Source organism: Mucilaginibacter sp. Mucisp86, from assembly GCF_047324315.1.
Classification (GTDB): Bacteria; Bacteroidota; Bacteroidia; order Sphingobacteriales; family Sphingobacteriaceae; genus Mucilaginibacter.
Window position 1 is genome coordinate 3,370,309 of the sequence record NZ_CP168503.1, and the last position, 25,053, is coordinate 3,395,361.

General features: G+C 47.3%; 27 protein-coding genes and 1 pseudogene. 12 read left to right on the forward strand and 16 right to left on the reverse strand.

Annotation, left to right across the window (positions count from 1 at the left end):
- The first annotated feature begins 127 nt into the window (after positions 1-127).
- The 3 genes from ACEN9X_RS14285 (at position 128) to ACEN9X_RS14295 (ending at position 3,001) form a co-directional block, all read left to right on the forward strand.
- A complete protein-coding gene (locus ACEN9X_RS14285) occupies positions 128-1,702 on the forward strand; it encodes an ATP-binding protein (RefSeq protein WP_413670992.1) in 1,575 nt (524 codons plus the stop codon).
- On the forward strand, positions 1,689-2,057 hold the full coding sequence (locus ACEN9X_RS14290; RefSeq protein WP_223818012.1) for a response regulator transcription factor: 369 nt from the start codon (positions 1,689-1,691) through the stop codon (positions 2,055-2,057). The genes ACEN9X_RS14285 and ACEN9X_RS14290 overlap by 14 nt, the downstream gene beginning before the upstream one ends.
- Positions 2,058-2,560: 503 nt before the next feature.
- Positions 2,561-3,001, forward strand: a complete 441-nt coding sequence (locus ACEN9X_RS14295; RefSeq protein WP_091221099.1) for an Hsp20/alpha crystallin family protein — start codon at positions 2,561-2,563, stop codon at positions 2,999-3,001.
- A 1,240-nt stretch (positions 3,002-4,241) separates the two neighbouring features.
- Here ACEN9X_RS14295 and ACEN9X_RS14300 read toward each other — a convergent pair.
- From ACEN9X_RS14300 to ACEN9X_RS14365, 14 genes are all read right to left on the reverse strand, one after another.
- Positions 4,242-4,619, reverse strand: coding sequence for a helix-turn-helix domain-containing protein (locus ACEN9X_RS14300; RefSeq protein WP_413670993.1), 378 nt, complete (start codon positions 4,617-4,619; stop codon positions 4,242-4,244).
- 104 nt (positions 4,620-4,723) lie between these two features.
- Positions 4,724-6,292 (reverse strand): hypothetical protein, encoded by a 1,569-nt coding sequence (locus tag ACEN9X_RS14305; RefSeq protein ID WP_413670994.1) that lies wholly within the window; start codon positions 6,290-6,292, stop codon positions 4,724-4,726.
- Positions 6,293-6,995: 703 nt separating this feature from the next.
- Positions 6,996-7,454, reverse strand: coding sequence for a macro domain-containing protein (locus ACEN9X_RS14310; protein WP_413670995.1), 459 nt, complete (start codon positions 7,452-7,454; stop codon positions 6,996-6,998).
- An 83-nt stretch (positions 7,455-7,537) separates the two neighbouring features.
- A complete protein-coding gene (locus ACEN9X_RS14315) occupies positions 7,538-7,705 on the reverse strand; it encodes a hypothetical protein (RefSeq protein WP_413670996.1) in 168 nt (55 codons plus the stop codon).
- Complete coding sequence (locus ACEN9X_RS14320) at positions 7,680-8,519, reverse strand: PRTRC system ThiF family protein (protein ID WP_413670997.1); 840 nt, start codon at positions 8,517-8,519, stop codon at positions 7,680-7,682. The genes ACEN9X_RS14315 and ACEN9X_RS14320 overlap by 26 nt, the downstream gene beginning before the upstream one ends.
- Positions 8,519-9,265 carry a PRTRC system protein B gene (locus tag ACEN9X_RS14325; protein ID WP_413670998.1) on the reverse strand — a complete coding sequence of 249 codons (747 nt, stop codon included), beginning with the start codon at positions 9,263-9,265 and terminating at the stop codon, positions 8,519-8,521. Before ACEN9X_RS14325 ends, ACEN9X_RS14320 begins: the two co-directional genes overlap by 1 nt.
- On the reverse strand, positions 9,240-10,127 hold the full coding sequence (locus ACEN9X_RS14330; protein WP_413670999.1) for a hypothetical protein: 888 nt from the start codon (positions 10,125-10,127) through the stop codon (positions 9,240-9,242). The genes ACEN9X_RS14325 and ACEN9X_RS14330 overlap by 26 nt, the downstream gene beginning before the upstream one ends.
- 113 nt (positions 10,128-10,240) lie before the next feature.
- A complete protein-coding gene (locus ACEN9X_RS14335) occupies positions 10,241-10,417 on the reverse strand; it encodes a hypothetical protein (RefSeq protein WP_167668162.1) in 177 nt (58 codons plus the stop codon).
- A 2-nt stretch (positions 10,418-10,419) separates the two neighbouring features.
- Complete coding sequence (locus ACEN9X_RS14340; RefSeq protein ID WP_091221079.1) at positions 10,420-10,635, reverse strand: PRTRC system protein C; 216 nt, start codon at positions 10,633-10,635, stop codon at positions 10,420-10,422.
- 11 nt (positions 10,636-10,646) lie between these two features.
- Positions 10,647-11,246, reverse strand: coding sequence for a PRTRC system protein E (locus ACEN9X_RS14345; protein ID WP_413671000.1), 600 nt, complete (start codon positions 11,244-11,246; stop codon positions 10,647-10,649).
- A gap of 5 nt (positions 11,247-11,251) precedes the next feature.
- Entirely contained in the window at positions 11,252-11,506 is a 255-nt protein-coding gene (locus tag ACEN9X_RS14350; protein ID WP_413671001.1) for a hypothetical protein, read from the reverse strand.
- A 2-nt stretch (positions 11,507-11,508) separates the two neighbouring features.
- A complete protein-coding gene (locus tag ACEN9X_RS14355; protein WP_413671002.1) occupies positions 11,509-11,955 on the reverse strand; it encodes a hypothetical protein in 447 nt (148 codons plus the stop codon).
- Positions 11,936-12,994 carry a DUF932 domain-containing protein gene (locus tag ACEN9X_RS14360; RefSeq protein ID WP_413671003.1) on the reverse strand — a complete coding sequence of 353 codons (1,059 nt, stop codon included), beginning with the start codon at positions 12,992-12,994 and terminating at the stop codon, positions 11,936-11,938. The genes ACEN9X_RS14355 and ACEN9X_RS14360 overlap by 20 nt, the downstream gene beginning before the upstream one ends.
- Positions 12,995-13,028: 34 nt before the next feature.
- Complete coding sequence (locus tag ACEN9X_RS14365) at positions 13,029-13,373, reverse strand: single-stranded DNA-binding protein (RefSeq protein WP_413671004.1); 345 nt, start codon at positions 13,371-13,373, stop codon at positions 13,029-13,031.
- Positions 13,374-13,920: 547 nt separating this feature from the next.
- Between ACEN9X_RS14365 and ACEN9X_RS14370 the strand changes: the two are divergent.
- Positions 13,921-15,840: pseudogene (locus ACEN9X_RS14370) on the forward strand (lantibiotic dehydratase family protein); the annotation flags it as partial.
- Positions 15,841-16,878, forward strand: coding sequence for a thiopeptide-type bacteriocin biosynthesis protein (locus ACEN9X_RS14375; RefSeq protein WP_413671139.1), 1,038 nt, complete (start codon positions 15,841-15,843; stop codon positions 16,876-16,878).
- A 59-nt stretch (positions 16,879-16,937) separates the two neighbouring features.
- Here ACEN9X_RS14375 and ACEN9X_RS14380 read toward each other — a convergent pair whose 3' ends face one another.
- The gene (locus ACEN9X_RS14380) at positions 16,938-17,669 is read right to left on the reverse strand and encodes a LytR/AlgR family response regulator transcription factor (protein ID WP_413671005.1); all 732 of its coding nucleotides are present in this window, start codon (positions 17,667-17,669) and stop codon (positions 16,938-16,940) included.
- Complete coding sequence (locus ACEN9X_RS14385) at positions 17,666-18,721, reverse strand: sensor histidine kinase (RefSeq protein ID WP_413671006.1); 1,056 nt, start codon at positions 18,719-18,721, stop codon at positions 17,666-17,668. Before ACEN9X_RS14385 ends, ACEN9X_RS14380 begins: the two co-directional genes overlap by 4 nt.
- Positions 18,722-18,847: 126 nt before the next feature.
- Here ACEN9X_RS14385 and ACEN9X_RS14390 point away from each other — a divergent pair, with 126 nt between their 5' ends.
- The 7 genes from ACEN9X_RS14390 (at position 18,848) to ACEN9X_RS14420 (ending at position 25,046) form a co-directional block, all read left to right on the forward strand.
- A complete protein-coding gene (locus ACEN9X_RS14390) occupies positions 18,848-19,024 on the forward strand; it encodes a hypothetical protein (RefSeq protein ID WP_413671007.1) in 177 nt (58 codons plus the stop codon).
- Positions 19,025-19,115: 91 nt separating this feature from the next.
- The gene (locus ACEN9X_RS14395; protein WP_413671008.1) at positions 19,116-20,246 is read left to right on the forward strand and encodes a hypothetical protein; all 1,131 of its coding nucleotides are present in this window, start codon (positions 19,116-19,118) and stop codon (positions 20,244-20,246) included.
- A 93-nt stretch (positions 20,247-20,339) separates the two neighbouring features.
- Positions 20,340-21,176 carry an RteC domain-containing protein gene (locus ACEN9X_RS14400; RefSeq protein ID WP_413671009.1) on the forward strand — a complete coding sequence of 279 codons (837 nt, stop codon included), beginning with the start codon at positions 20,340-20,342 and terminating at the stop codon, positions 21,174-21,176.
- 151 nt (positions 21,177-21,327) lie between these two features.
- A complete protein-coding gene (locus ACEN9X_RS14405) occupies positions 21,328-21,888 on the forward strand; it encodes a hypothetical protein (protein WP_413671010.1) in 561 nt (186 codons plus the stop codon).
- 17 nt (positions 21,889-21,905) lie between these two features.
- Complete coding sequence (locus tag ACEN9X_RS14410) at positions 21,906-22,250, forward strand: DUF4134 domain-containing protein (RefSeq protein WP_112575376.1); 345 nt, start codon at positions 21,906-21,908, stop codon at positions 22,248-22,250.
- Positions 22,251-22,271: 21 nt separating this feature from the next.
- Complete coding sequence (locus ACEN9X_RS14415) at positions 22,272-22,586, forward strand: DUF4133 domain-containing protein (RefSeq protein ID WP_413671011.1); 315 nt, start codon at positions 22,272-22,274, stop codon at positions 22,584-22,586.
- 3 nt (positions 22,587-22,589) lie between these two features.
- Entirely contained in the window at positions 22,590-25,046 is a 2,457-nt protein-coding gene (locus ACEN9X_RS14420; RefSeq protein ID WP_413671012.1) for a TraG family conjugative transposon ATPase, read from the forward strand.
- Positions 25,047-25,053: the final 7 nt, after the last annotated feature.

The window sequence follows — 25,053 nt, forward strand, 5'->3', positions numbered from 1 at the left end:
GCCATGTGTATATTTCATTGGCTGGTATGGACAGCCTTTTACCTGGAAGGTGTTTTGGAATAATTATTGCCCCCAGCATGCAGGAAAATAAAGAATTACAAGTAAAACTACATAGCTTATTTATACATTGGACAGTTTACATAATGGGGAATTCAGTTTTTCAAACAACACCTCAAAACAAGATTTTGAATTATTGACAAAGGCGCTGGATGCTTCCCTGTCCGGCATCATAATCACCGATAACAGGCAGCCCGACAATCCTATAATCTATTGCAATAAGGCCTTCGAAGATATCTCCGGTTACCAGCGTTCTGAGATCATCGGCCATAATTGCCGTTTTCTGCAAAAGGACGACCGTAATCAAACAGCCCGGCATATTTTGCGTGACGCTATTGATAACGGTACCAATGCCGTAGTAGACATCCGAAATTATAAAAAGGACGGGGCGCTTTTTTGGAATGAGTTATATATGTCACCAATCAAAGACGCGGACGATCGGGTTACTTACTTCATCGGCGTTCAGAATGACGTCACGCGCCGCAAAAAAGCCGAAGATGAGGTTAAGTTTAACCAGGCGAAAATGGAACAGCGAATCCGGGAACGCACCAGAGACCTCCGCGAAAATGAAGAATACCTGGCAAGTATTGTGCAGACCGTTCGTGAAAGCCTGATCGTGCTTTCGCCAGATCTGAAAGTTTTGAGCGTCAACGATCATTTCATTAATACATTTAAAGTCACCCGTGAGGAAACAGAAGGCAAAAAGCTTTACGACCTGGGTAACGGGCAATGGAATATACCAGAGCTGCGAAAGTTGTTAGAGCAAATCCTGCCCACCAATAACCCGGTAACGGATTTTGAGGTCGCGCATGACTTTCCACATATTGGCAAAAAGCTCATGCTGCTTAATGCGCACCGCATCGAACTGGAAGGTCAGTTCAAGGACCGTATTTTGATCGCCATTGAAGACATTACCGACCGGCGCGCCATCGAGCAACGCAAAGATGATTTCCTGTCCATTGCCAGCCATGAGCTTAAAACCCCGTTGACAACCATTAAGGGCTATGTGCAAATCATCAACCGCCTCATTAAAAACTATGATGATGAAAAACTGCGGGAATCGGTGGGTAAAACCAGTTTATATGTGGATCGCCTTAACAATCTGATCGGGGAACTGCTGGATGTTTCGCGCATCCAGTCCGGCATGATCGAGTTGCATAAAGCGCCGTTTGATTTTGACCATATGATTCAAGAAACCGTGGGAAGCATCCAACAGGGCAGCCGGAATCATGAGATCGTATTAACCGGTCAGACAGGTGTCCAGTTTAACGGTGATGAATCTCATATCACCCAGGTGGTCACTAACCTGCTGAGCAATGCCATCAAGTATTCGCCGGATCATAAAGAAATTGGGGTACATCTCTCCGTGCTCAGCGGCTTTATCAAAGTTGCGGTGACCGACCATGGCGTTGGCATTGCCAAGGATGAACAGGCTAAAGTATTTGACCGCTTTTATCGCGTGAGAGACGTGCAGCAAAAATTTCCAGGGATGGGTATCGGGCTATATATCTGTGCTTCGATTGTCAACAACCACAATGGTACGCTATGGGTAGAAAGTGAGCCCGGCAAAGGATCGACTTTTAGCTTTACTTTACCGCTGACTTCCAATCATACTAATAAAAATGGAGGTGATGATGCCCGCTAAGATATTGATTTGTGATGACGATGAGGGGATATTGGACCTTGTTGAATTAGTGTTAAAAGAAGAAGGTTATGAAGTGATTCCTGAGATCAACAGTCTCAACGTCGCCAACCTGGTCGGCAGCGAGCATCCTGACCTGGTGGTACTCGACTTATGGATGCCGGTTTTGTCCGGTGACCAGGTCCTGAGGAATCTAAGAAACGATCCTACTACAAAAAATCTACCGGTTGTGGTTATCTCTGCCAGCGGGGATGGCAAGACAATCGCTATGAATGCAGGGGCTAATGATTTTATACCTAAGCCATTTGATCTCGATCAGTTACTTGGACGGGTGAAAGCGTTACTGGAAGCGGCTTGACGAGGTCTGCCAACGATGTATTGCAACAGGTTAGCTCGAAATGCGCAACTTTCATAAAAGCATCTTGTTGAGCGGCCCAACAACAATTAACGCTTAGGGTAAAGCAGTCAGCGGTTAAAGTTGGGCCGGGTATCACTACTCCTATATTTTGAAAGGCGCCGGAAAATTTTTCATCCATTTTTTGAAAAGCTGTTTTGCACGGTCATGAATAGACCGGATATTATTTAACAATACTTGCGTAGTGGGACCATTGGCATTGTTCTCAGGCTAATACAGATTTCGCGGCAATATTATGATTACGTGTTATTTCGGTACTGATGAAGTGCATATCAAATTCTATTTTCAGAAAAACTGACATTTTCAGACTGTAAATTTTTCATAAAACTGAATTTTTTTCAGTAAAAAGTCTCGTCAGACTTCATGGCACAGCGCTTGATTATTTCGAAGTAGTTTAATTAACATTATAAGTTTCAAATCATTAATTTACTAAGGAGGAAAGACCTATGACTTTGGTTAAATTTAATCCCGCAAAAAAAAATGGTTCATTAATGCCAGGCTTTAATGACGTATTCGATTCCATTTTCAACGACACGTTCTTTAATGACCGACTGACCAGCCGCGTACCTGCAGCTAACATTAGTGAAACTGAAGACCACTATCATGTAGAGCTTGCTGCGCCCGGTCTGAAGAAGGAAGAGTTCAAATTGAACCTTGACCGTAATGTACTAAACGTTGCTGTGGAACAAGGAAACGAAAACAATGACGGCGCGAAGAATTATAGCAAGCGTGAATACAGCTACAATTCCTGGGTTCGCTCGTTTACCCTGCCCGAAAGTGCAAATGCGGAAAGCATCGAAGCGACCTATACTGACGGCGTGCTGAAGATCGATATCGCCAAGCGCGAGGAAGCAAAAATCGTTCGTCGCCAGATCGAGATCAAATAAGAAGTATACGGATACTAATAATACGGCCCCTGTTTGGGGCCTTACTTATTGGCCATGGAATCACCATTTTATTTATTGATCAGCCTTAAAACGCCGAGTAGCTAAACCTTTCGGCGAATTCAACTTGGGACACGATCGGGAATTAGCTTATGCTTTGTTTGACAGTCTGGATGGAAACCCGGAAATAGATGATCTTTGTCATTTTCATTTGGACCTCATTGAAACCGCTGACACGCTGCCTGAAAAGATTCTCAGTAAATGTTACAGGCTGGACGAATTAGGGACAAACGCGGAACGGGGCGCTTTGGAAATATTCACTTAATGGAAGAAACATGATCACCAAAACATTATTAACCCTGCTTCTTTTTGCGGCAGTAAATATATTGTTCCGAACAAATGACGATGATCTGGCCTGGTAGCTGGGAATGGTTGCCTATATCATAACACCACCCAGCATATGTTTTGGGTGCTCAGCTTATTGTCAGAATTGCTTAGTTATTGATAAAATGTTAATTAACTTTGTATAGTTATACTAAACCGATGTAATTATGGAAAAACTAGTAATATTCAGAATGTTCTTATGTTTTCCTCTCGCAGGCGTATTGGTACCTGACGCCATGGTTGTATTATCAGGAACTTCCCTTAATATCCCGACTGTCCACCTGGCTGTCGAATTGGCACTGATCATATTGATATCGCTTTGCAGTGCCGTGATATACTATAAAAAAAGAAATCGGAATTCACCTGGAAATGAAACCTCATTTTCCTGAAAAAGCCCACAAAGATAGTGGGAGCAAATATGGTAACTTGTGTAACGCGCATGTACCTGTAATTTGAAAGGCGGCACAGGATGTGCCCCTCATTTCAAATTAACAACCATCGTTGTTGTAACGCAAAAATATAATTGTATTCGTGTGGATGCGTTCAGAAAAGGCCCTAAAAATCAGCTTTACAATATTCATTATTTAAATGCTCATGAAAAAGGAGGGCATTTTGGTTACTTTGAAAACACTAAAGCCGTTATTCATGATATAAGGGCTACTTTTCATTTTTTTTAATTACAGAATTAATAACATTCGGTTCAAGCCACACATGGATGTGCATCGCTTTATCAAGTTTTGCTTGATAGGCAGTTCTATATCAAACGTCCACCCTTATAAATAAGACATTTAACATGAAGTATGGCCAATATCAAACTCAATTGATCTATTTAATCTCCAGTTTAAATATGCCTTCCGTATCAATTTATAGCGGTTATCAGCGAAATCGGGCTTTTCGAAAGCTCCTGAGTTTTTAGCATCCTCACTTCTTCGAACAGGTTGATGACCTTTTTCTGCAGATTGACGACCTCAATTTCCCGCGATTTCAACTTTTTGTTAAGCGCTTCCAGTGTGGAACTATGGAAACCGTAAGCCGGATCATCATACGCCAGCAATTGAATGACCGAAAGATCGAAGACCGCAGCGATTGTCTTCAGTCTGGACAAATTGATATCTGTGACGCCCGTTTCAATTTTTGAAAATGCAGCTATTGAGATGTTCAGACGGTTCGCCACATCTTCCTGACTCCAGTTGCGTTGTCGTCTCAGTTTACGAATGTTTTCTCCAAGTGTTCTCAAGTGTGATTATAAAATTGCTGGACACTAATTTAATCCAAATTATTTTAATTGCCTTATAATAATTTTAACCAATAAGTTACAGCCCGGTTGATGCGCTGTTTACGTTACCTGCTAAAGATCAGGTTCAAGATAAAAGCCGAACAGATCAGGCCAACGAAATATTGCACGAGCAATATCAACACAAACCTTTTTCCGAAATTCAAAGCCTTGAACTCAAAACTAATTTTAAAGAACAAGAAGCTGGTATAGGTTAAACAATACCAGTAGGTCAAAGCCTTCCGCTTGTTGCGGGATGTATTTTCAGGAATGTTGGAGGGGTTTAGATTTTCAATATTGAGTACGCTGAGCAATTGTCCATAATGGTAGAAGTTATAGATGCTGAAACCGAAGATGATCAATAATGACCAGTAAAGTACTTTGGTCTTTTCATATCCGTACCCCCACCAGGTTCGTTGAATGGTATCCCAAAGATGAGCGGGCCTCATTTTTTCTGCGATTACCCATGCGTTAAATGCAAATGTTTTCGAGATATGTTTTCGAATGAAAGTGAACGCAGCGCTGTTCGAGTCCAGTGGATGGCGTGTTGCGTTCACATGCCGGTATTCCATGTCCAGTTCCTCATAACTGGAATTGTAGCCATTGTCCTTAACCGATTTCAGGAGTGACTGGTAGGTGCTGCTAACCTGGTCATCGGTTATGCCGGGAGGAAAATAAAGCCGGTATTTATGATACTCCACGTTCAGGTTTGCAATCCGGCTATCCAAAAGGTTAAGGTAGCAGATTCTCGCAGCGCCCGTATCGGCACGAAAGCCCCGCAGGTCAAGCGAAGCGGCCCTAAATTTGGAAAGATCGAGCGTATCCGGTAAAATGTTATTCTCAAATTCCAGTTTGCCGTCGGCCATTATCTCGCACGCTGAAAAGTCTAGTTTCCCATGAAATTCACAATCCTTGATCGTGACAGTACTCCCTATCTGCTGGAAACCGATGGTCTTATTTCTTTGAAGTCTTTCCTGTGCTACACGCTTCAGGTTGGCGAATTTATCCAGGTTGTTGAAATGAAGACCTGCGCCAAAAAAATTACCTTCGAAGGATACTTTAGTGCTTAATGTATCCCTTGTCAGAAAGTTTACGGGTTTTCTGAAGGTGCAATAAAGCAATTCGAAGGGGCTTTTAAAGTTGTTGTTCAGAAAGTCACAACGTCCGTTAAAGATGGATTGGTATAATAATATGGAATTGTAGGATTTCATAGTCATGCTTTCCGCCTGGCGGGCTGTCAAGCCTTTATCAAACCTGGAATACAGAAATCCTGCGTCAGAACGGAAGTAAAGACCGGACATTGTCGTTCGGAATGTATCCGATGAAAAAGAAATCGGGCGGTTGAAAACAAACAGGGTAGCCTGCCTGATGTCATCCTCTCCCCGATTTTTCATTGTCGGGGTAACCGACGTATCCCTGAATTTTGAAATTTCACCGATCACCTTCCCCCAAATTTCCGCAGCGCTGTCCCGAACGGGAATATTACGGAGCGCTGTACGAATGGCCGAGTCATCGACAGAACCTGGAACCGAAATGCCCGTAGTTTTATTCCGCCAGTCGACGAACAGCAGGCTGATCATGACGGCCGAAACACATAAGACCAAAGTCCAGTTTTTGAAAGATTTATTGGCGGGCATTTATAAAAGGTAAAGGTGACGATTGGCAGTCTGTTATTTTGCCTGGCACCGCTTGTTATAATTTTGACGTTAACCGCGGACTTGGCTTCCCTGGCAGAAAGATCGGCATTCGTATTGAATTTGGCAAACCGTACCACGGAAGAAAACTATCTTATACAAAGTTTCCTGCAATTAAGGAGACGTTCCTATTGACTATGCTATTTCTTAAATTGAACCAGTCACCAGGGAAAGCCTGTTCAATTTGCAAAAAAGCCACGCTTACCTAAAAGCATGGCCAAGTGGTTTGTTATTTAATACCCCTATTAAAATAACAATTTAAATACGTTGAAAGCAATCATAAGGTTTTAATTTTTTTATAAAAAAAGCCCGGCTGAGCGGGCTTCGATCGATGTAGGGCCGTATGAGGGGTATTAAAGCGCTGCAAATATTCCGACATAAAGTTAGTTTATTAAGTTTGTATTATTTATATGGAGGTGATGAAATTTTCATTATTTATCGCCATAAAATTAGCAAAATGGAAATTCTAATCCATTATTGGCTAGTGACGTGAAAATCTATCGTAATAGCTTCGGAGGCCCGAAACAGCAAATCAAGTATTATGGAGCGCGCCGTATTTTAGCTGCCCGGTTTTCCTGTTCAAAATACGGCGCGTTTCCCTGGGGCGGGCAGAGCCCGCCCACCGGGAAATTTAAGAACATTTGCGTTAACGTCGTGCGGGTTGATACACCCATATATCGGTGGCCACGCCGGATAGATGCTGTTCGATCATGGCATTGACCTTCAGCCAGTCCAGCCCGCCGTTCCCGCATCCCAAGGCAGGCATGGCCAGGCTTTTCACCTTATTTTCCTTGAGGTAAGCTACAAGCGTATGCAATCCGCTTTCGATATACTCATACCTGGAGGGAAATTTCCAATGCTGTTTGGTCGGGAAATTGATAATCAGCCGTTCGCCGAGGATCAGTTCGCTATCCCTGACTGCCAGTATCTGCCCTGTGCGGAAACTCCCGTTCAGGCAGGCAACTTTATAAACCTCAAAATTATGTGGAAAGGCCCGTTTGAATTGCAGTGCGATACCCTTGCCCATCACGCCAGCTGTATTGACGGTATTGACCAGTGCTTCCGCACTTGAATCTAACAAATTTCCGGTGGTGTAGCGCAGCATAGGCAAATGATGATTATTGAATATTGCTCGTATTTTAAGTCGTAAATATAGGGTATGCGCACTAATCTGCTGTCGTTGGCAGGTCATTCCATGCTTTTAACTGCTGATACCTGTCTTCCCCATAATTTGAAAATAAAACGGTGTTTCGACGGGTTGTCCATCCGGTAACGCCGGGAATCGTCTGCATGCATGATGGCCGGCTTAAGATCGGTTACGACGATCTTATCACCTGCGGGATCGGTTATTTCCATGTTGTTCAATTTTTAGCGGCTGTGAAATAAAGTCTTTGAGGTTCAGAAAGCAGCCCCGGTTAAACAGGATGCCCTCCCGGAAAAGCTGCCACAACAGCGATGCGCCGTAGTTGGCCAGTGTGGAGTTGATGAACAAATCCTGTTTGGTCAGCGCCTCGGCGAGGGAACAGCTTGGCGTTTCGTCGGCTTCTTCCGAGAACAGCAATAAGTCCCTGTACTCTTCGGTTACGAGGGGGAGGCTATCGACGGTTTCGTATTGTTTGGAAGCGGGCTGCGTGATCTTGTCCAATGTGGACAGGATAACCTGTCCGCTTGTCCGGCTGTTCCCGAAATCCATCCAGTATTTCGGGCGGTTCCGTCCGTGATAATTGTGTACAGTTTCCGTTAAAATTTTTGCAATGATGAATCTTGCTTCCACCTTGTCCACGCAGCTGATGGTGAGGGTGGCGGATGCCGTAGCGTTTCGGTCAGCCATGTGCTGATCGTACCGGATCGTTTCCGCTTTCCAGTTCGATCCAAAAAAGCGGTTGATGCGATTGATGAGGGCTACCGCTTTGAACTGTCCGAGTTCTGCGGTCGTGAACAACTGCCTTCCGAGGTTGGCAGTTTCCACTTTGTCGTCATCGAACAGCCTGACCATTAAGCCCGGATGCCCCAAATTGATCAATGACAGGTTCATCCTTGCGAGGGCGGTAAGCACCTGTCCTCCCGTACCGCCTGCGCCGATCAGGTTGACCGTGATGGGGTTGTACGGCCGTAATATTTCGTTTCCCACGATATGTACGGATGGTTTTTTGAGTTTGGTCGTTTTCATCAGAGCAGGGATTTAAGGGTGTATGGTGTTTTGAGCAGTTCCTGCTGCGGGAAATCTTTTCCGGCGCCGGACAGTTTGCGCCACAGGTCGGTCGTATTGGATTTGGTGCTGTTGTTACCGCTGATGGAATGGCTGAAATAACTGTTGAAAAAGTAACTTTCCCAAGCATCCATAAAATCTTCCAAGGATGTTGTTTGGTTAATGCCGATGCTGACCGTCCCCATACAAACCACCCCGTTATGATAAATATTGAGATAAGGGGCATGGTAAAGGAGGGTGTCCAAATTGGGTTTGGTCTTTCCCCTGACGGCAAAAACGGAAAGCTTTTCGGCAGTAGCTTTCCATACCATGCCGGGGATTCCGCATTTTCCTGACCGGATATCGAGGCTCTCAACAAAGTACAGATCAACCTGCGTGGGGGGCGTGTACCAAATGGCGTTTCCGTTGGTTTGCTGATTGACGTACAAAAGATTAGCGGGTAAAAGTCCTTTACTTTTGAGGTAGCCATCTTTCAAATCCTGCGAGGTCTTTAAAATTTCAGATAAGCCTGTCATTTCCTTGATTGTCAGCGGGTGGGCGTTTACGGGCTGCCCGTTCCTGCCAATGTCGTAGCTTTCGACATAGATCTGCGTTTCTCTCGGCGTGTTCCCGAACTGGCTGATATTCGCTTCCCGGTCGTGCCTGTACAAAAGCAAGACTTTAAAAGGTTGGAAGCTGGTATTAAATTGTTCCGTTATATTCTTCATGATCATAGTCGTCTAAAAGGTTTCGCAGGCGCTCCATTAAAGGGAAAAACCTGTTCTCAAAATCAAAGTCGTTGTTTTCTTTTGGTGGCATCCGGTCAAAGCGCTTCACGGAAACAGGTTCATCCATGACGGGCATTTCCTGAAAAGTGCAGTTGATGAGTTCATCCAGTTCATCGGCAAAGCAGTCTGTCCCGCTCCAATAAAAGCCTGTATATTCAGTTGGCTTGATACGCTCGTCCTCATAGGGGTAAAGCAGGTCGGGGTGTATACTATCTGCCAGTGAACGACCGGGGTAATCCCGGTGTAACTTCAGGAAATCCAAGCCAATTATTTCCCATTCCAGTTCGTGCTGATCCCGGTGACGGTAGGCGGTCACGACTTTTTCCATCTGTACCAATTGCTGCGGGTTTTGGATAAGGCGCAGGATGTGGATACCCGCCTGCCTTAACTCGTACATGGAATTTTCCCGGTGTTCGCGCCAGGCTTTATGTTCTTTGTCGTCCAAACCCTCGTCCTCCGCTTCGTTCAGCCAGTTTTCGAGGCAGTCATACTGGCTATCCATGAATGTACCATGCTCTGCATAAAATGGAAGTCCAACAATCTGGTAGAGATAGGCGAAAATGACGGTGAGCAATCCGGCAATCCGCTCGTGCTGCGCAGATTGCGACCACCGCCAAAAAGGGCGAACCGGGAGATAGAAAAAACAGCCTTTCAGATCAAACGTACTGACCACGGCCAACACGGCCTGCCTGCATTCATCCGCCATGATCATACAATGATCATTTGGCTTGGCCTTACTGACCTGCCCGGCAATTTCTTTCCATGAACCATAAATATTCTGCGGAAAGGGCAGTGTTGACATATCCGGTATGTTAAGATTATAATAAGCGGATAGGTTATGGAGGGAGTTATTAAACTCCCGCTCCATGACTTCCCTGTTACCGTTGAATGCCCAAAAAGGCTGAAAAATGTGGTTTAAAAAACCATTTCCGCTACGCCTGCCGGGGCGCTTCTTGGCGGGTTTCGCCTTACCTCGTCGGCATCCGGCAGGCGATCTAAGCTGCCTGCCCATGCGCCGAACAATTGCTGTATTTTCCATTGGGGGCTGTCGGGTTTAATTTGGATAATCCTGTTCTTTCGCTGTGTTCTCATTTTTATCCTTTAGTTCCCATCGTCGTTTCGAAGCGGTACTGCGCTTCGCCGTTAATGATCTCCGGCCCTGTGATTTTGGCATTCGTTAATATCGGATATGTCCCGCCGTAGAAATGCTGTACATCGGTAATGGCGAAATTCTCGTTCGGGTCTGTCAGTCGGACATCCTGCCCGTTAACTTTATGCAGGAATACCCGCTGTAATTTGTTTACTTTCATGGCAATTGCTGTTAATCGTTGAACTGTTGGGTTAGCTTGTCATAGGTGTCCTTACTGGTTTGTATTTCCCTGCGTTTTTTATTCAGGATTTCGGCCTGTTCGGGATAGTCGGCAGGGTCTGGCAGCTGCGCCAACGCTTCGGTATATTTCATCTGTTTGGCCAGTTCTTTCGCCTTTTCCATTGCTTCGTCATAGAGGCGTTTCTTTTCTGCTTTCTCCTGTTTGTCGTCCGCCTGCCGGGCGAACAGGTCGTCCGGTTCGTCGCTGTCGTTATCGTCGTCAATCTCTATGGCTGCCTTTGCCTTTTTGATGTTTTGCGGATTCTTGTTTTTCGCCTTGTCCAGTTCCTTTTGGTAAGTTTCCAGATTATGGATCAGTCCGATGGTCTGCTTAACCGGGGTGGTCAGTTCTGTAAAAAATGCCTCGTCCAGTTCGGCGGCTGTTCCGCCAATGGTCATCGGCGGGAGGGTATTCCCTGCGGTCGCCGAAATTTCGCCTTTGCGCAATACGACCGAAACGGTCAGCTGCCCCTTGTTGTCGTTGTGGATATTCAACAGCATATTGCCCTCAAAGGCGAAAGTGCTGATCTGTTCAAAAAAGTTCGTTTTCATATGGATTAAGATTTAAAGAGGTGGTTCAATACTGTGAGGGCAAGGCAAAGCATACCCGCCAACAGGAATAAATTGGCGATCATCGAAAACAGGGTTTCCAATATCGTCGTACAGATTGCCCGCCGAAAGGAGGGGAATTGCTGTAGCCCTGCCACGTTTCGCCGGTAAAACCTGCGCCTGCCAATCAGGCAGCGGATAAGCAGGCCGGTTACGATCAATAATAAAGCATAGGGATTGTTATCGTTTCCTCCGGTATTCATGGTCATTGAAATAAAAGTTCTACTGCGGGTTTGAATTTCGGGTCACCGTGTTTGGCCTGTGCCACATACTGCGTTAAGGCGTGGGCGCAAAAAATAGCCGTATACCCGTCGAATAACTGGTCGGCGAACACGTTCGGGCTTTTATACAGGTCACGGGTATATTTGGCCATGATGCGCTGTACGTCTCCGGCCAGTCCGAACCAAAATTCCACACCGAACAACTGGTCTTTCCAGTCTGCTGCGACCTGTTCCCGGTTGTTCAACACGGTTTCTGTCAGTTCATTCAGGTAGGCAAGGAATGCGGGGATTTCCTCGTTCAACAGGTTGTGCAATAGCCTCGCTTTTTGCACGTTGTTCAATATTCTCAAAGGCTGCATCTGTTCTGATTTTAAAAGGTGAATAAAAAGGGGGATCGCTCCCCCTGCCGGGTTAAGAAAGGTTGAGGGCATCGACACCACGGCGGGCAAAATCCCCGCAAAGGTTGAATGCTACCTGTGCCCGTTGTTTGGCTGTCCCCTCAATGATCGATTTAAATTTGGCGTCACCGTCCTTGAAATTGCGGACGTTCTGATAATAGCCGGTGATGGCGTTGTAAGCGCCGAACAATGTCCCGGCGGTGGTTTCCATCTGCTGCGTTTCGTTCCCCATCGCATAGGCGAAAGCATTATCGACGATATTGGTATAGGTGCTTGACAGTTTGTCAAGCAGGCCCAGTTCCAAATTGGTAATGACCTCCTTATTCGGGGCCATAGCCACCTGAATCAGTTTTTTGACCTGCTTGTCAGTAATGCGCACCTTAGTCCAGTGATTGAACAGTTCTTCCAGTTCCGTGGCCATCGTATTGGAAATGCCCATGAGCGTGTGAGCCTGTTTCAGGCGGTCATTGGCCGAAGCGGTATGCCTGATCTTGATCACTCCCGTCTGATTGCGGAGCGCAGCATTCAGCGTGTTGTTACAAATGATACGGATGGGCGTAAATGCTGCGGAGATACTACCAAAACCATCATGCGAGGTAGTCAGGAATAAGTATTGTTCGATGAGATCCGCCCTGCCCACCTTGATGTAGTCCGGCAGTTTGGCGGTAATGAACACCCGTTCGCCCTTGCCCAAAGCGCCTGCGGTTTCGTATTGGATACCGCTGCCACCGCCCACGATGGCATCAAAGAACTGAAAAGCATCCGCATTCTGTACCGCTTCGTAATCCTTGCCGACCACGCCCAGCACGCTGTTGTTGTCATTGCGTACCGTAGCGTAAAAGTTAGGGACTGCAATTTTGCCCAAATCCTCGCCGTTGTTCAGGTCGTTTTCTAACACGTTGGTGAACAAAGGGCGTTTTTCTACGGTATAGTCCAATCCTGCAAAGCGGATCGCCTCGGCGCTTGTCGGGTAATCTGCGACGATCTGCCCGAGGCCATGCCATGCTTTTTGTTTCACGCTAAAGAAACTTGTTTTTCCGGTCTGCTCGTTATAAAAAAGGTTATGTGCCATGATCTTGAATTTTAAGGGTTATAAAATGGGTGGATTAACGTTGTCTTTGCAAATTGCTTCGGGTGTCGCTGTGCTGTGATGCACCTAAAAGGGTGATCTCGTTTGTGTGAAAGTTGAGGCTCGCCATCGGTTCTCCGTCCCTGCTTACCCAAGGTCTTGCACTCATGTGGCCGTACAGCTGTACCAATAAGCCTTTGGTCAGGTAGGGCGCTAATTTGTCAGTTCGCCAGAATGAGCAATCCACGTAGGTCGTTTCCTCCTTTTGTTCCCCGTTTGAAGTGTACCTGCGGTTGATCGCCAACCTGAACCCGGTCACCTTTTTGTCAGTACTTGTCGTTCTCACGGTAGCATCTGCTACCAGTCTTCCTGTGATCTCCATGATGTTCAATTTTTAAATTTTACCAATTCGTTAATTTGCTTTTCCCTTTAGCCGCCTGCCCCTGAATGCTGTTTTCAAAAGAAAAAACGGAAAAAAAGAAAGCCCGAAAAGGTGCCCGCGCGGGGCAAAAGGAAACGGAATAATTGGAGGGGACCCTTTGGGGAGGCGGCCGTTTATGCCGTAGTCTTTTGCGGATGATGACCAGGTCTTATTGCCGCGGGCAAAACCTTCGCTGGCCTTTTTATCCGTTTCTGGCGAAAACAGCGGGTCAATCCCCGACAGCTATCTTCCACTAAACAGGATACAAATGCAGAAATAACATGATGCTTTTGCCGGTAATCCGCCTGCAGGACATTGCTGGCACTACGGCTTTATCATTCTATATGGAAAAGTGTCTGCTTTATCCGCGTGACAATACTGCCTGCAAATCATATGGTAAAACAGGTATGAAAAATAGGTATTGATTGTCGGAATGACATTTAATAATTTATGCGTGATTAAGCTGTTACCTATGAGATATCATTTTGCCCGGGCCTTATTGCTGAGGATGCCCAGAAAGAGCGGGGGCGATTATACTACGGACCTGGCTGCGATCCTTGCCGACCCTCTTTTCCGTACGGCGGTTTTGCTGGCCTCACCGGCTTTCTATACCAGGCTTCAGCAATCCGGCTTTCGTCCGGATCTTTTGTCGGATAAACAGCAGTTAACGCTGCTGAGGTATTATAACCGCTTTTGTTTCCGCCCGACACCGTTTGGACTTTTTTCTTCAGTTACGCTTGCACGTTGGGGTGGTGAACCCGGTTCAAGTGAAGCAGAAGCCAGGTTCCAGGCTGTCATTCGTGCTGACCAGCATTATCAGGCAGCGCTATTATGGGGAGTTACCAATGAACATGGAACTGCGGTGGGGATCCTTGATCCGAATCCAAGCATCTACCGGGTTCTGCACGAATTTCGTTTCCTGAGAAGCGGACTAAATGAAAATTTGAGCTTCCGCAATTACAGCCTGCAATCTATAGCCTTTTCAAAGCTGCTCAGCGACTTCTTAATTTTTTGTCAGGGCGGTAAAAGCGGAGATGAACTTGTTGCTTATATCGGCAAGGAAGCAGGATGCCCGCTTGATGAAGCCGATGCCTACCTGGAGTTCCTTCTCGACAGCCAGATCCTGCTGGATAGGAACCGATGCAATATTACGGGTGCGGATTTTCTCGAACGGCAAGCCGATGAACGGATTCAGGCTGCTTCCCGAAAACTTTTGAGGGCGCATGTTATTGAAGAACAATACTTCAGTTCGTTGAAAGCAGCGTTAAGGGCCGATCTTCCGCAGGCCTCCCGGGAGTATGTGAAGGATGAATTGAGTGTTAATCTTCACCGGCTTTCAACCGGGGAAGTCCTGAACAGTTCCATTCAATCTCAACTTGCGTCCGCTATCGATGCGCTAAACGTTCTTGTGCCTGATGTAAAAAACACGGCGATGCAAACATTCGCCAGGCGATTCAACAACGATTTTGAAGGGCAATGTATTCCATTGCTTGCCGCGCTTGATCCGGAAGCCGGTATTGGTTATCAGGTGCCTGAATCCGACCCGCATCTACCTTTACTGGAAACTTTACAGCTTCCGCTCAATGCCCCTGTCGAAGATTCGGTGGTTTGGACGGCCGCACAAAGCCTGCTGCTGGAACGCTGGCATGGGGACCGTTACCGGCAAACCGGTGTCATTTACCTGGAAGCGGATGACCTGGCAGGATTGCAAAGCGGACAAAAGCCATCCGAAATGCTAGGGATGTCAGTGCTTTTCAGAATGCTGGAAGGGCGGATCATGATCGAAAGCGCGGGCGGAAACAACGCACCTGCGCTTATGGGACGTTTTACGATCGGCGCTCCGGAAATCGAGCATGCGGCAAAGGCGATGGCAAAGGAACAGGAAGCACAGAACCCCGGAGTGATCTTTGCCGAGATCCTCCATCTTGCCGACCCCCATACGGATAACATCAACAGGCGGGAGCAGATCTGGCAGTTTGAACTACCGGTAACCGCGGTTTCGCTGCTGCCGTTAGAGCGGCAACTGGAATTATCCGACCTGTACGTGGCAGTTTATGCCCACCAGGTTTTTCTATACTCCAAAAAGCATCAAAAGGTGGTGATGCCGCGGCTGACCTCCGCCTATAATCATAGCCTTAACAAGTTACCCTTATTTCGTTTTTTGGCTGATATTCCTTATCAATACGGAAAAAGTAATTTACTGCTCGATCTGCGCCAGCTTTTTCCAGGACTCGGATTTTATCCGAGGGTCGAATTCGGCGGAGCGATCCTTTTTTCAGCGACCTGGGTCATCAGGGAAGCGCAGTTACATCTGCTCGGGACAAATTCGATGGAGGAAAACCTGCAACAGCTGCACATTTTGCGGGAGGAACTGCGCATACCCGATGTCATTGCAATTGCAGAAGGCGATCAGCACCTGCATTTCGATTTGCGTAACCAGCCGGAAGCGGTTTTTTTCCTCCATTGTAGCCAAAATAAAAGTGAGGTCGTTTTAAAAGAGGTTGTTGGTGACGAGCCCGTCCGGCAATACAATGCATACCTGCTGCCAGATGATGCGCTCAAACTTCCGCCATCTGCAATTTTTAAACACCATCCAGGGGAACGGCAAGGACCCCGCCGTAAATATATCCCGGGCTCCGAATGGCTTTATCTCAAGATATATGCCCCTAAAATCAGCGCTTCACGGCTTTTATTGAAATTGCGGCCGATCCTCCGAAAAAAGTTCAGCCATGGAAAGATCCGGCGATGGTTTTTTGTCCGGTATGAAGACCATGCACCGCATCTCCGGGTACGCATGCTGGTCGATCCAATGGATATCAACGAAATTTTAGGCGCATTTAAAGCGAAACTGGAAGACCGCGTCAGGCAGCATGTGATCCGGGAATACCAGGTCGATGTTTACAGCAGGGAGCTGGAACGCTATCATTATGCAGGCATCGAGAAAACAGAGATATTTTTTTGGGCAAGCAGCGAACTGGTTCTGCAGGCGATCAGTTCGATTAGCGACCCAAGCGCCCTGGCCCTCTTTGCATTAAGATCTACCCTTGAAATATTGCGTAATTTCATCCTGGAGGAGGAAGATCTCGTGGTTTTTTGTTATCAAAGCTATACGCTGTTTTTAACCGAGTTTAAGGTGACGAAGCTCTATGTGGAATTGGACCGGAAATACCGTAAACTTCAAAAGGCAATCGAAGGGGTACTTGACGAAAGCAATGGAAAGTACCCGGGCGCGCAATGGATATCGAGCAGACAATTTCTCCGGACCGTCCGCGACCTGGTGCAGAACACTGCCGGCGACGCAACGGAAAGGAATCAATTTCTGAGCAGTATCGTGCATATGCATATCAACCGGATATTTACGGATGAGGCAAGGAAGCAGGAAATGGTCACCTATTACCTCCTTTATAAATTTCTGCTGGCCAAGAAAGGAAAGGCAAAGCATACCGGCAGTACCCCAGCTTCTTAGCAGCCAGGAAAACCCGTTCACCGAATCGGCGCGCAGCGAAAGCAGAGGAGCAGCGAAGGTCAGGATGCCCGGCCGGTTTTGATCAGTCTGGCATCCATCATTTCCAGGAAAGATTCCTTGTAATTATTCCCCATGACCAACACGCGTCCATTTTCCAGTCTGATGCGCGCTCTTTCCGTTATTCTGATGTAATTGATATTGACGATATATGAGCGGTGTATCCTCGCGAAATATGACGGCAGATGCGGTATGATCTCTTTAATCGTGAGGTAGGTCATATGTTTGGTATCACGAGTATGGATCGTAATGTAATTTCCGGCCCCTTCGATGTAGACTACTTCATCCATTTGAATTCTCACCATCCTGCCCTTTATCTCACTTTTTATATTAAAGAAATCCTGAATACCCGCAGGGGAAACCTTAGAACGCCTGGCTATCTTGCGTTTGGCGCGATGGACACAGTCCGCGAAACGGTCATAACTTATTGGTTTAAGTATGTAATCAAAGGCTTCTTTCGAAAATGCCTGCAGGGCATACTGGGGAAATGCGGTGGTGAAAACGACCATGGTGTAGAGATTGACCATACCTGCCAGTTCGAGCCCCGAAAGCAATCTCATGTCGATGTCGATAAACGTGATGTCAGGCGCATGTTCCCCTGTGAGCTGGTCCAACGCGGTCATGGGATCCTGGGTAGCCCCGGTCAGTTCCAATCCGGGCATGCGCGCAATATATTCTTTCAGCAGATCAATGGCTCCGGATTCATCGTCTACGATGTAGCATGTCAGGTTCATAGGCTAATAGTTAAGGTTATCGTAAAATGTTCATTCTCGTTTCTGATCAGCATCGAATAGCGGTCCCGGTAATGATTCTGCAGCCGCTTTTCGATGTTTTTCAACCCAAGCCCGCCACTCGGGTAAAGGCTTACGTGCCGCTTTTTATTCGTTGCTTCAAAGATAAGGCGGTTTTCTGCCAACTCCAGGCTAATACGGGCGGGATGTTTCTTGTCTCCTAAGTCGCCGTGTTTCAGCATATTTTCTACCAGTGTGATCAGTGCGAGCGGAATGATCTCCCTGCCTTTCAGGCGGCCTTTCTTATGGACCCTGACGAAGAATTCTCCGGGGAACCTCATCGCACAAAGGGCGATCAGGTTTTCCATCTGTTCGATTTCTTTGGGCAGCGGTATTGTTCCGGTACCATTGGCGCTGACCAATGAATACCGCATGAGCTCGGCCAGGCGCATGATCCCTTTGCCGGCCGCGTCTGAAAGTTTGTATACGGCACTATGAATAAAGCTCAGTGAATTGAACAGCAGGTGAGGACTGATCTGATTCTGGAGGTAGGCATTTTCTACGGAAAAAATCTGATTTTCCAATTCCAGGTTCCGGGTAATTGCCCTCAGCCTTCCGGTTTCTTCCTCGTAAGCTTTTTCGCGAAACCGGGACATGTAACGGGTCGAGAAGTAGGCTATGCTCAGACCTGTAAAGCTTGCGCCACGATACAGATTTTCATAAATATAAAGATGTGATACCGGCAGATGTCCCGACCTCAAAGTAAAGTGCCCCGTTAGCAGGTTATCCAGTACATATTTGATTGCCAGGTATACCGCCAGTTCCAATATGATCAGGCAGGCCGCATTTAAATATCGTCGCCGCGTCTTTAAAAATGCAAAGTTGAGAAGTACGTGCGCATTGAAATAAAACAGGGATATGTTTAGGCCATAGTAGATTAGCAGCGGAGCGGGGGTGATATGGATACGACTTGTTATCACCACAAAGCCCAGTTCATAACTGATGTAGATCAGCCAGATCAATACATGAACCAGTAATTTCTTTTTTAACGTCATTGTTTCACGATGCTTGAATGAATATTTTGAAAGCAAAGCTTTTTCTACATGGCGCAAATGCCCCCTTGCGTAAAAAAGTTAGCCACGGACATCCGCTCTGATAGATTTGCCTGAAAACTGAAACCGATGAAAACGCAAAGAACAAAAAGATTGATCAAAAGGGTCAGTACGGTATGCGATTACCAGGCACCTTTCCCCAAAAATCATTTTAGTGAGACTGATCCGCCAACGGGGACTGATCCTACTAATACAACAGTTACCAGTATAACTACGATTAGTAGTCATATTGTTTTGAAAGTGTGAATATTTATAAATAATTCAATAATAAGCGATTTTATGCTTGTTTTTTGATTTTTTATCAACGCATATATGAATATGCGGCTTAAAGTATTGTATGTTGCTGAAGTCTGAATTATTAGATATCGAAGATTTAATACTTTTAGTCCTGCAGGACGCCGCCGGGATCGCAGGGCCAACGCTGCCTCCTGATCTTTTCCGTTTAAGAAAATTATGTGAAAAGGCCAGGAACAACTGGACGACCAGGATTTTCAGTACAGCCAAAGACCACGTGATCAACCGGTACGTTCTGTTTCATCAGGCCGGTATTACGCAGCTGTCCGACCATGTTGACCGGGTCAACACGGTCGGACAGCCGGCAGGCAGCAAATCTTTGTTCATCCAGGAGATCCTCGCGGAACTGGAGCAGCTGCTCCTTTTCCTGCGGCAGCGTTGCTATCGTTTTTTTGATATTGATTATCACGTTTCCGCCTATGCGGTCAGGCAGGAAAAGCTGGCTATCGCAGCATCCCTTGATCGAATAGCCGCTTCGGCCACGCGGGTTGCTGCTCCTGAACTGTTAAGTTTGCTGTGCGCGGACGTGGAAGAATACCTCGCGGACGGACAGGCCTCCGGTCTGAGTTACCGGAGGGTGGCGAAGATCAATGGTCTGCTTACGCTGGTCCTTAATGAACTAAACCGTGGTGATGCGACTACGACAGGAAGGCTCGTCCGTATCTTATTCCAGCGCAACCTGAATTCTCACCGGTTCGCCAACTGGCTCAGGCGACACTACGAATCCCTGGCCGGGGAAGGGGAAAACAGGATTATGCAGGAAGCCGACGCGTTACTCGATATCTATGTGAACCCCGATGACCGTTTCATCAGGCATCTTCCGTCGATCGACGAGCAGATCCTGCCCTGGCTGCGGCTGCAGGTAACGGATGCCGCAACCGATCCGCTGTCAGCATACCCGGGAACGGATGAGCAAATGCGGCTGGTGTTGTCCGTACCGCAGTTCGCCATGTTTGTCCGTGTCTTTCACAAGAACGGATGCTTCCCGGAGCAAAACGCTGCAGCGATCATGCGTTTTTTCATCCGTCACTTTACTTCAAAAAAACAAGGGCGGATTTCGATCAAAAGTTTCAACCATGCCTTTTACAGCAAGGATCAGCTTACTGCGGCTATTGTGCTGGACTATCTTCAGCGAATGGTCGCCTATGTCCATAAAGTTTATTTTCCTAAATAAGATGTCTATGAAAAACTGATACCCGCAGGAATTGCTAGGTTCACCTGTTTCGGTTGACGGGTGGCAAACCTGTTCATCTTAGCATTGTGTATTATGATTTTGAAATTTAGTGAACGGTTATATGCAGATCTGAATAAAGATCTGAACACCTTACTGCTGGAAGAAGACAATTTAATCAAAAGGCTTGAACAATCAGTCCATATATGTCTGCGGTGTCTCCGAAAGCTGAAGGATTTTTGTATAGCGCATGAACCCGGTTCAGCCGAGGACGAAATCCGGTTTTTCAAACAGATCAAACCCAAGTTCAAATGCCAGCTGATCTTTCACCAGTCGCTTTTGAACATCGAACTTCGTAAACCAATCGGGGACAGCAAAGTGATCAGTGATTATTACAGCCAGGAGATCAATATCCTCAATCATTTTTTCGAGAGCAACCGGTCGTTTTTTCAATATGTCCGCACCCAGGCTACGTACCTCGACCAGCATTATTTTATGCGTGGGCAGTATGATGTTCAACTCGATCCGGACCTGTGTGTTATTGACTTTGATCCGGCGTTCAGTACCAGTCATGACAATAAGCTGGCCCAGGTGCTGGCGAGCGCACTCCTGCAGGAACATCTGGAACAGGCCATTTGCAAGCTGAGCCGGAAAGAGGCCATTTCGGGTACAGACCAGGAATTGACGGATTTCGACTGGAAGCAAACCAAGGTCGCGCTGATCGAACTGGTCTATAGTTGGCATGCGACCGAGGCGTTTGGCAAGAAGAACCTGAAAAGTATCGTGAAATTCATTGAACGTGCCTTTAATATTTCCCTGGGTAATTTCTATGATACCTATGACTGGCTATGCGGCAGGCCCAGCCCGACGCTCTACATCGACGAAATGAAAGAAGCCTTTTTGACCAGGCTACAGAAGAAACTCAAATACTGAATCCTAAAGCGGCATTAGCCGCTTTTTTTTTGCAAAAAAAATGAAAAAAGTCATACTCCGAGTCGGATGACCTCGGAGCAATCCGTGGTGCCGGCTGGCCAATTTTGTATCGTACCCGGCGGCAATGGAGCCCCGGAAAATCTACCACGATATGCTCAATCAAATCTCCTGGCCAGCATTCATCTCCGGTATGGCGATCCTGCTCAGCCTTTATTACGCCTACGTGGCGGCTTTCTTTTACAAAAAGGAAATCCTTGCATTCCTGTACCGGCTTTCCGGTCGCCAGGCAGTGACCGATCCGGCTAAAACCGGGTTTGTCCCCGAGCCGGCTTATACGGTGATGGGATCTGCCCGAAACCTCCGGGAAGCAGCGGATGAAGAAAAACTTCAGTTCGGACCGTCTGATAATCCGGACGAAGATGAGGATGACAACACCTTAACTGCCGCTAGGGCAGGGGCCAGCGCGGAAGTGGCCGCATCTTTCTCCGGGATGATGTCCGAGTGCAGAACGCTGATCCGGGTAATCAACGAATCCGGAGAAAGCAAAGAAAATTTCGAAATGCTGTTCAGGATCCTGGTGGAAAAATACCCGGAACTCGGCGAATCCCCTTATCGTCAGCAGGTGACCAAAACGCTGCTGGAAGAAAGTGAAGGCCAATTCTCCTTCGAGCTTAGCGCCGGGGAACTGGAAAGTTACTGGACGAATCATTAACCCTTAAACATATCTATATGAAAATCTCAGTTTTAAAACATGCGAAAGGCAGGATCACTGCCATTGTTAAGATCGCGTTCCTGGTGATTTCCGTTATCGCCCTTTCCATACAGGACCTGTGGGCGGCGGATGGTAACGCGGGTATTTCCGAAGCGACCAACCAGGTTAAAGGCTATTTCGATACGGGCACCAACCTGATGTATGCGATCGGGGCGGTCAGCGGACTGGTGGGTGCGATCAAGGTCTATAAAAAATGGAACGACGGCGAACATGATACCGGCAAGATGGCTTCCGCCTGGTTTGGCAGCTGTATTTTCCTGGTGGTCGTAGCCACTGTGCTCAAATCATTTTTCGGGATTTAAACAGGAAAGGAGAGCAGCAACATGGCGATCTATCAAATCAATAAAGGCATTAACAGGTCCATTGAATTTAAAGGGCTCAAGGCCCAGTATATCGGCTACCTCGGAGGCGGACTGGTGGCCCTGCTGGTCCTGTTCGCGATCCTTTACATTACGGGCGTTCCGGTCTATCTCTGCATCCTGGTACTTGCCGCCGCCGGCGGAGGGTTGTTTTACCAGGTTTTCCAGCTCAGTAACCGATACGGCGAGCATGGCCTGATGAAAAAGACGGCGAAACGCTATATTCCCGGCTACCTGAAGTTCAGTTCCCGCAAATTATTCCTTCACTTAAAACGATAAGCCATGGCGACATCTCAACATGCAGCGCGCATATTCCCGGTTTATAAAGTGGAACATGACTGCCTTGTTTCCGCGCAGGGCGACATCACCATAGCCTATCAACTGATGCTGCCCGAAATATTTACGTTAGCGGATAACGAGTACGAAGCCTATCACCAGGCCTGGATACGTGCCGTTAAGGTATTACCGAAGCAAAGTATCATTCACAAACAGGACCGGTTCATCAGGCAACAGTATCAGGGTGACGGCCTGGCGGAAAGCAGCTTTCTGAACCGGGCCGCTGACAGGCACTTCCGGGGCCGGCCCTATCTCGACCATGACTGTTACCTGATGCTGACCAAAAAAGCCGGTGACCGCAAGCAGGCCAGCAGCGCATTTTCCGGATTGTTCCGGAAGCACCTTGTTCCGCGCCAGGTTACCGACGACAGGGAATTACTGGAGTTCGAGGAGAAAGCCGGGCAGTTTGCGCGGATCCTCAGCGATTGCGGTTTATTATCGCTTCGCCGGATCCAAGATGATGAACTGGCCGGTACGATGGAACAGGCCGGATTGCTGGAACAATATTGCTTTTTGCTGCACGGCGGGGAACGGCCCGTGCTGAAGGATGTACACCTGAAAGACGGCATCCGGATCGGAGATGATCATGTGCGTATCTATACGCTGGGGGATGCTGAAGATATGCCCTCAATGTGCGGCAGCAGGATCACTTATGAAAAGTACAGCACCGACCAGACGAAGTTCCCGGTAGGGTTTGCCAGCCAGCTTAATCTTCTGCTCGACTGCAACCATATCTACAACCAGTTCCTCTTCATCGAGGATACGCCCAAAGTGCTCAAGCAACTGGAGGCGAAGAAGCTGCGGCTGCAGTCGTTGTCCGCCTACAGCCGGGAAAACACGATCAGCATGGATGCGACCAATGATTTCCTTAATGAGGCGATCAGCCAGCAAAGACTGCCGGTCAAAGCACATTTCAATGTCATGGTCTGGAGCGACCAGCCGGAGCAACTGCAGGAGATCAAGAATCAGGTAGGCTCCGCTATGGCGCAACTCGGAGCGAGCGCCAAACTGGAATCGGACGGCGCAGCGCAGATCTGGTGGGCCGGTATCCCGGGTAACGCGGCGGACTTTCCGCTGAATGATACCTTCGATACTTTTCTGGAACAGGGTACCTGCTTCCTGAACCTGGAAAGCAATTACCGGAGTGATCCGCCATCCCAGGGGATCCGGTTCTGTGACCGCCTGTCCGGCAGACCGGTGTACATCGACCTGTTCGATGCGCCGAGAAAGAAAGGCATCACCTCGAACATGGGCATGCTGGTTTGCGGCACATCAGGCGGCGGAAAGAGCATGACAGTCAACCATATCCTGAGAACGCTGTATGACCAGGGCGCGCATTGCGTAACGGTTGATATCGGGGGCAGTTATAAGGGCCTTTGTGAACTGGTCGGCGGTTATTATTTCACCTATGAAGAAGCAAACCCTATCCGGTTCAACCCCTTCTATATCCCTGAAGGACAAACGCTGGACACGGAGAAAAAGGAAAGCCTGAAGGCCTTGCTGGTGACTTTATGGAAACAGGAGAACGAAAGTTTTATCCGGAGCGAATATGTAGCCCTATCCAATGCTTTACAGGGTTATTACGATCATCTAAAAAAGCACCGCGATATATTTCCATCTTTCAATACTTTCTATGATTATCTGTATGGAACCTATGCCAAGGTATTGAAAGCTCATAAAGTCAAAGACAAAGATTTCGACCTGGACAGCTTTCTTTACGTACTTCAACCATTTTACGCCGGCGGGGAATTCGATTACCTGCTGAATGCGACCGATAACATCGATCTGTTGGAGCAGCGATTCGTGGTTATCGAGCTGGATAATATCAAGGACCACCCGATCCTGTTCCCCGTGGTGACACTGATCATCATGGAGATGTTCCTTTCGAAAATGCGGAAACTGAAGGGTATCCGTAAGGTGCTAACGATTGACGAGGCCTGGAAGGCCATCGCGAATTCAGGAATGGCGGGTTTCATCCAGTACGCCTTCAAGACCATCCGGAAGTTCAACGGCGTTCCGAATGTGGTCACCCAGGAATTGGACGACCTGATCAGCTCACCCATCGTGAAGGATGCGATCATCAACAACGCTGCGATCAAGATCCTGATGGATATGCGCAGCTACCTGAACAAGTTTGATAAACTGCAGGCTACTTTGGGTATGTCGGATAAGGGGAAAGCGCAGGTCTTATCAGTCAGCAAGGAAAACCGGGACATTTATATCGACCTCGGCGGACAGGTGATGAAAGTGGTCAAAAACGAACTCTGTTCCGAGGAATATTTCGCTTACACTACAGAAGGTACCGAACGGGTGAAGATCCAGGAACTGGCTTCGCTCCATGGCGGTATGGAGCAGGGAATCACCGCCATGGTTAAAGAACAAAAACAAAATCATTCTCAGTAATCGCAAG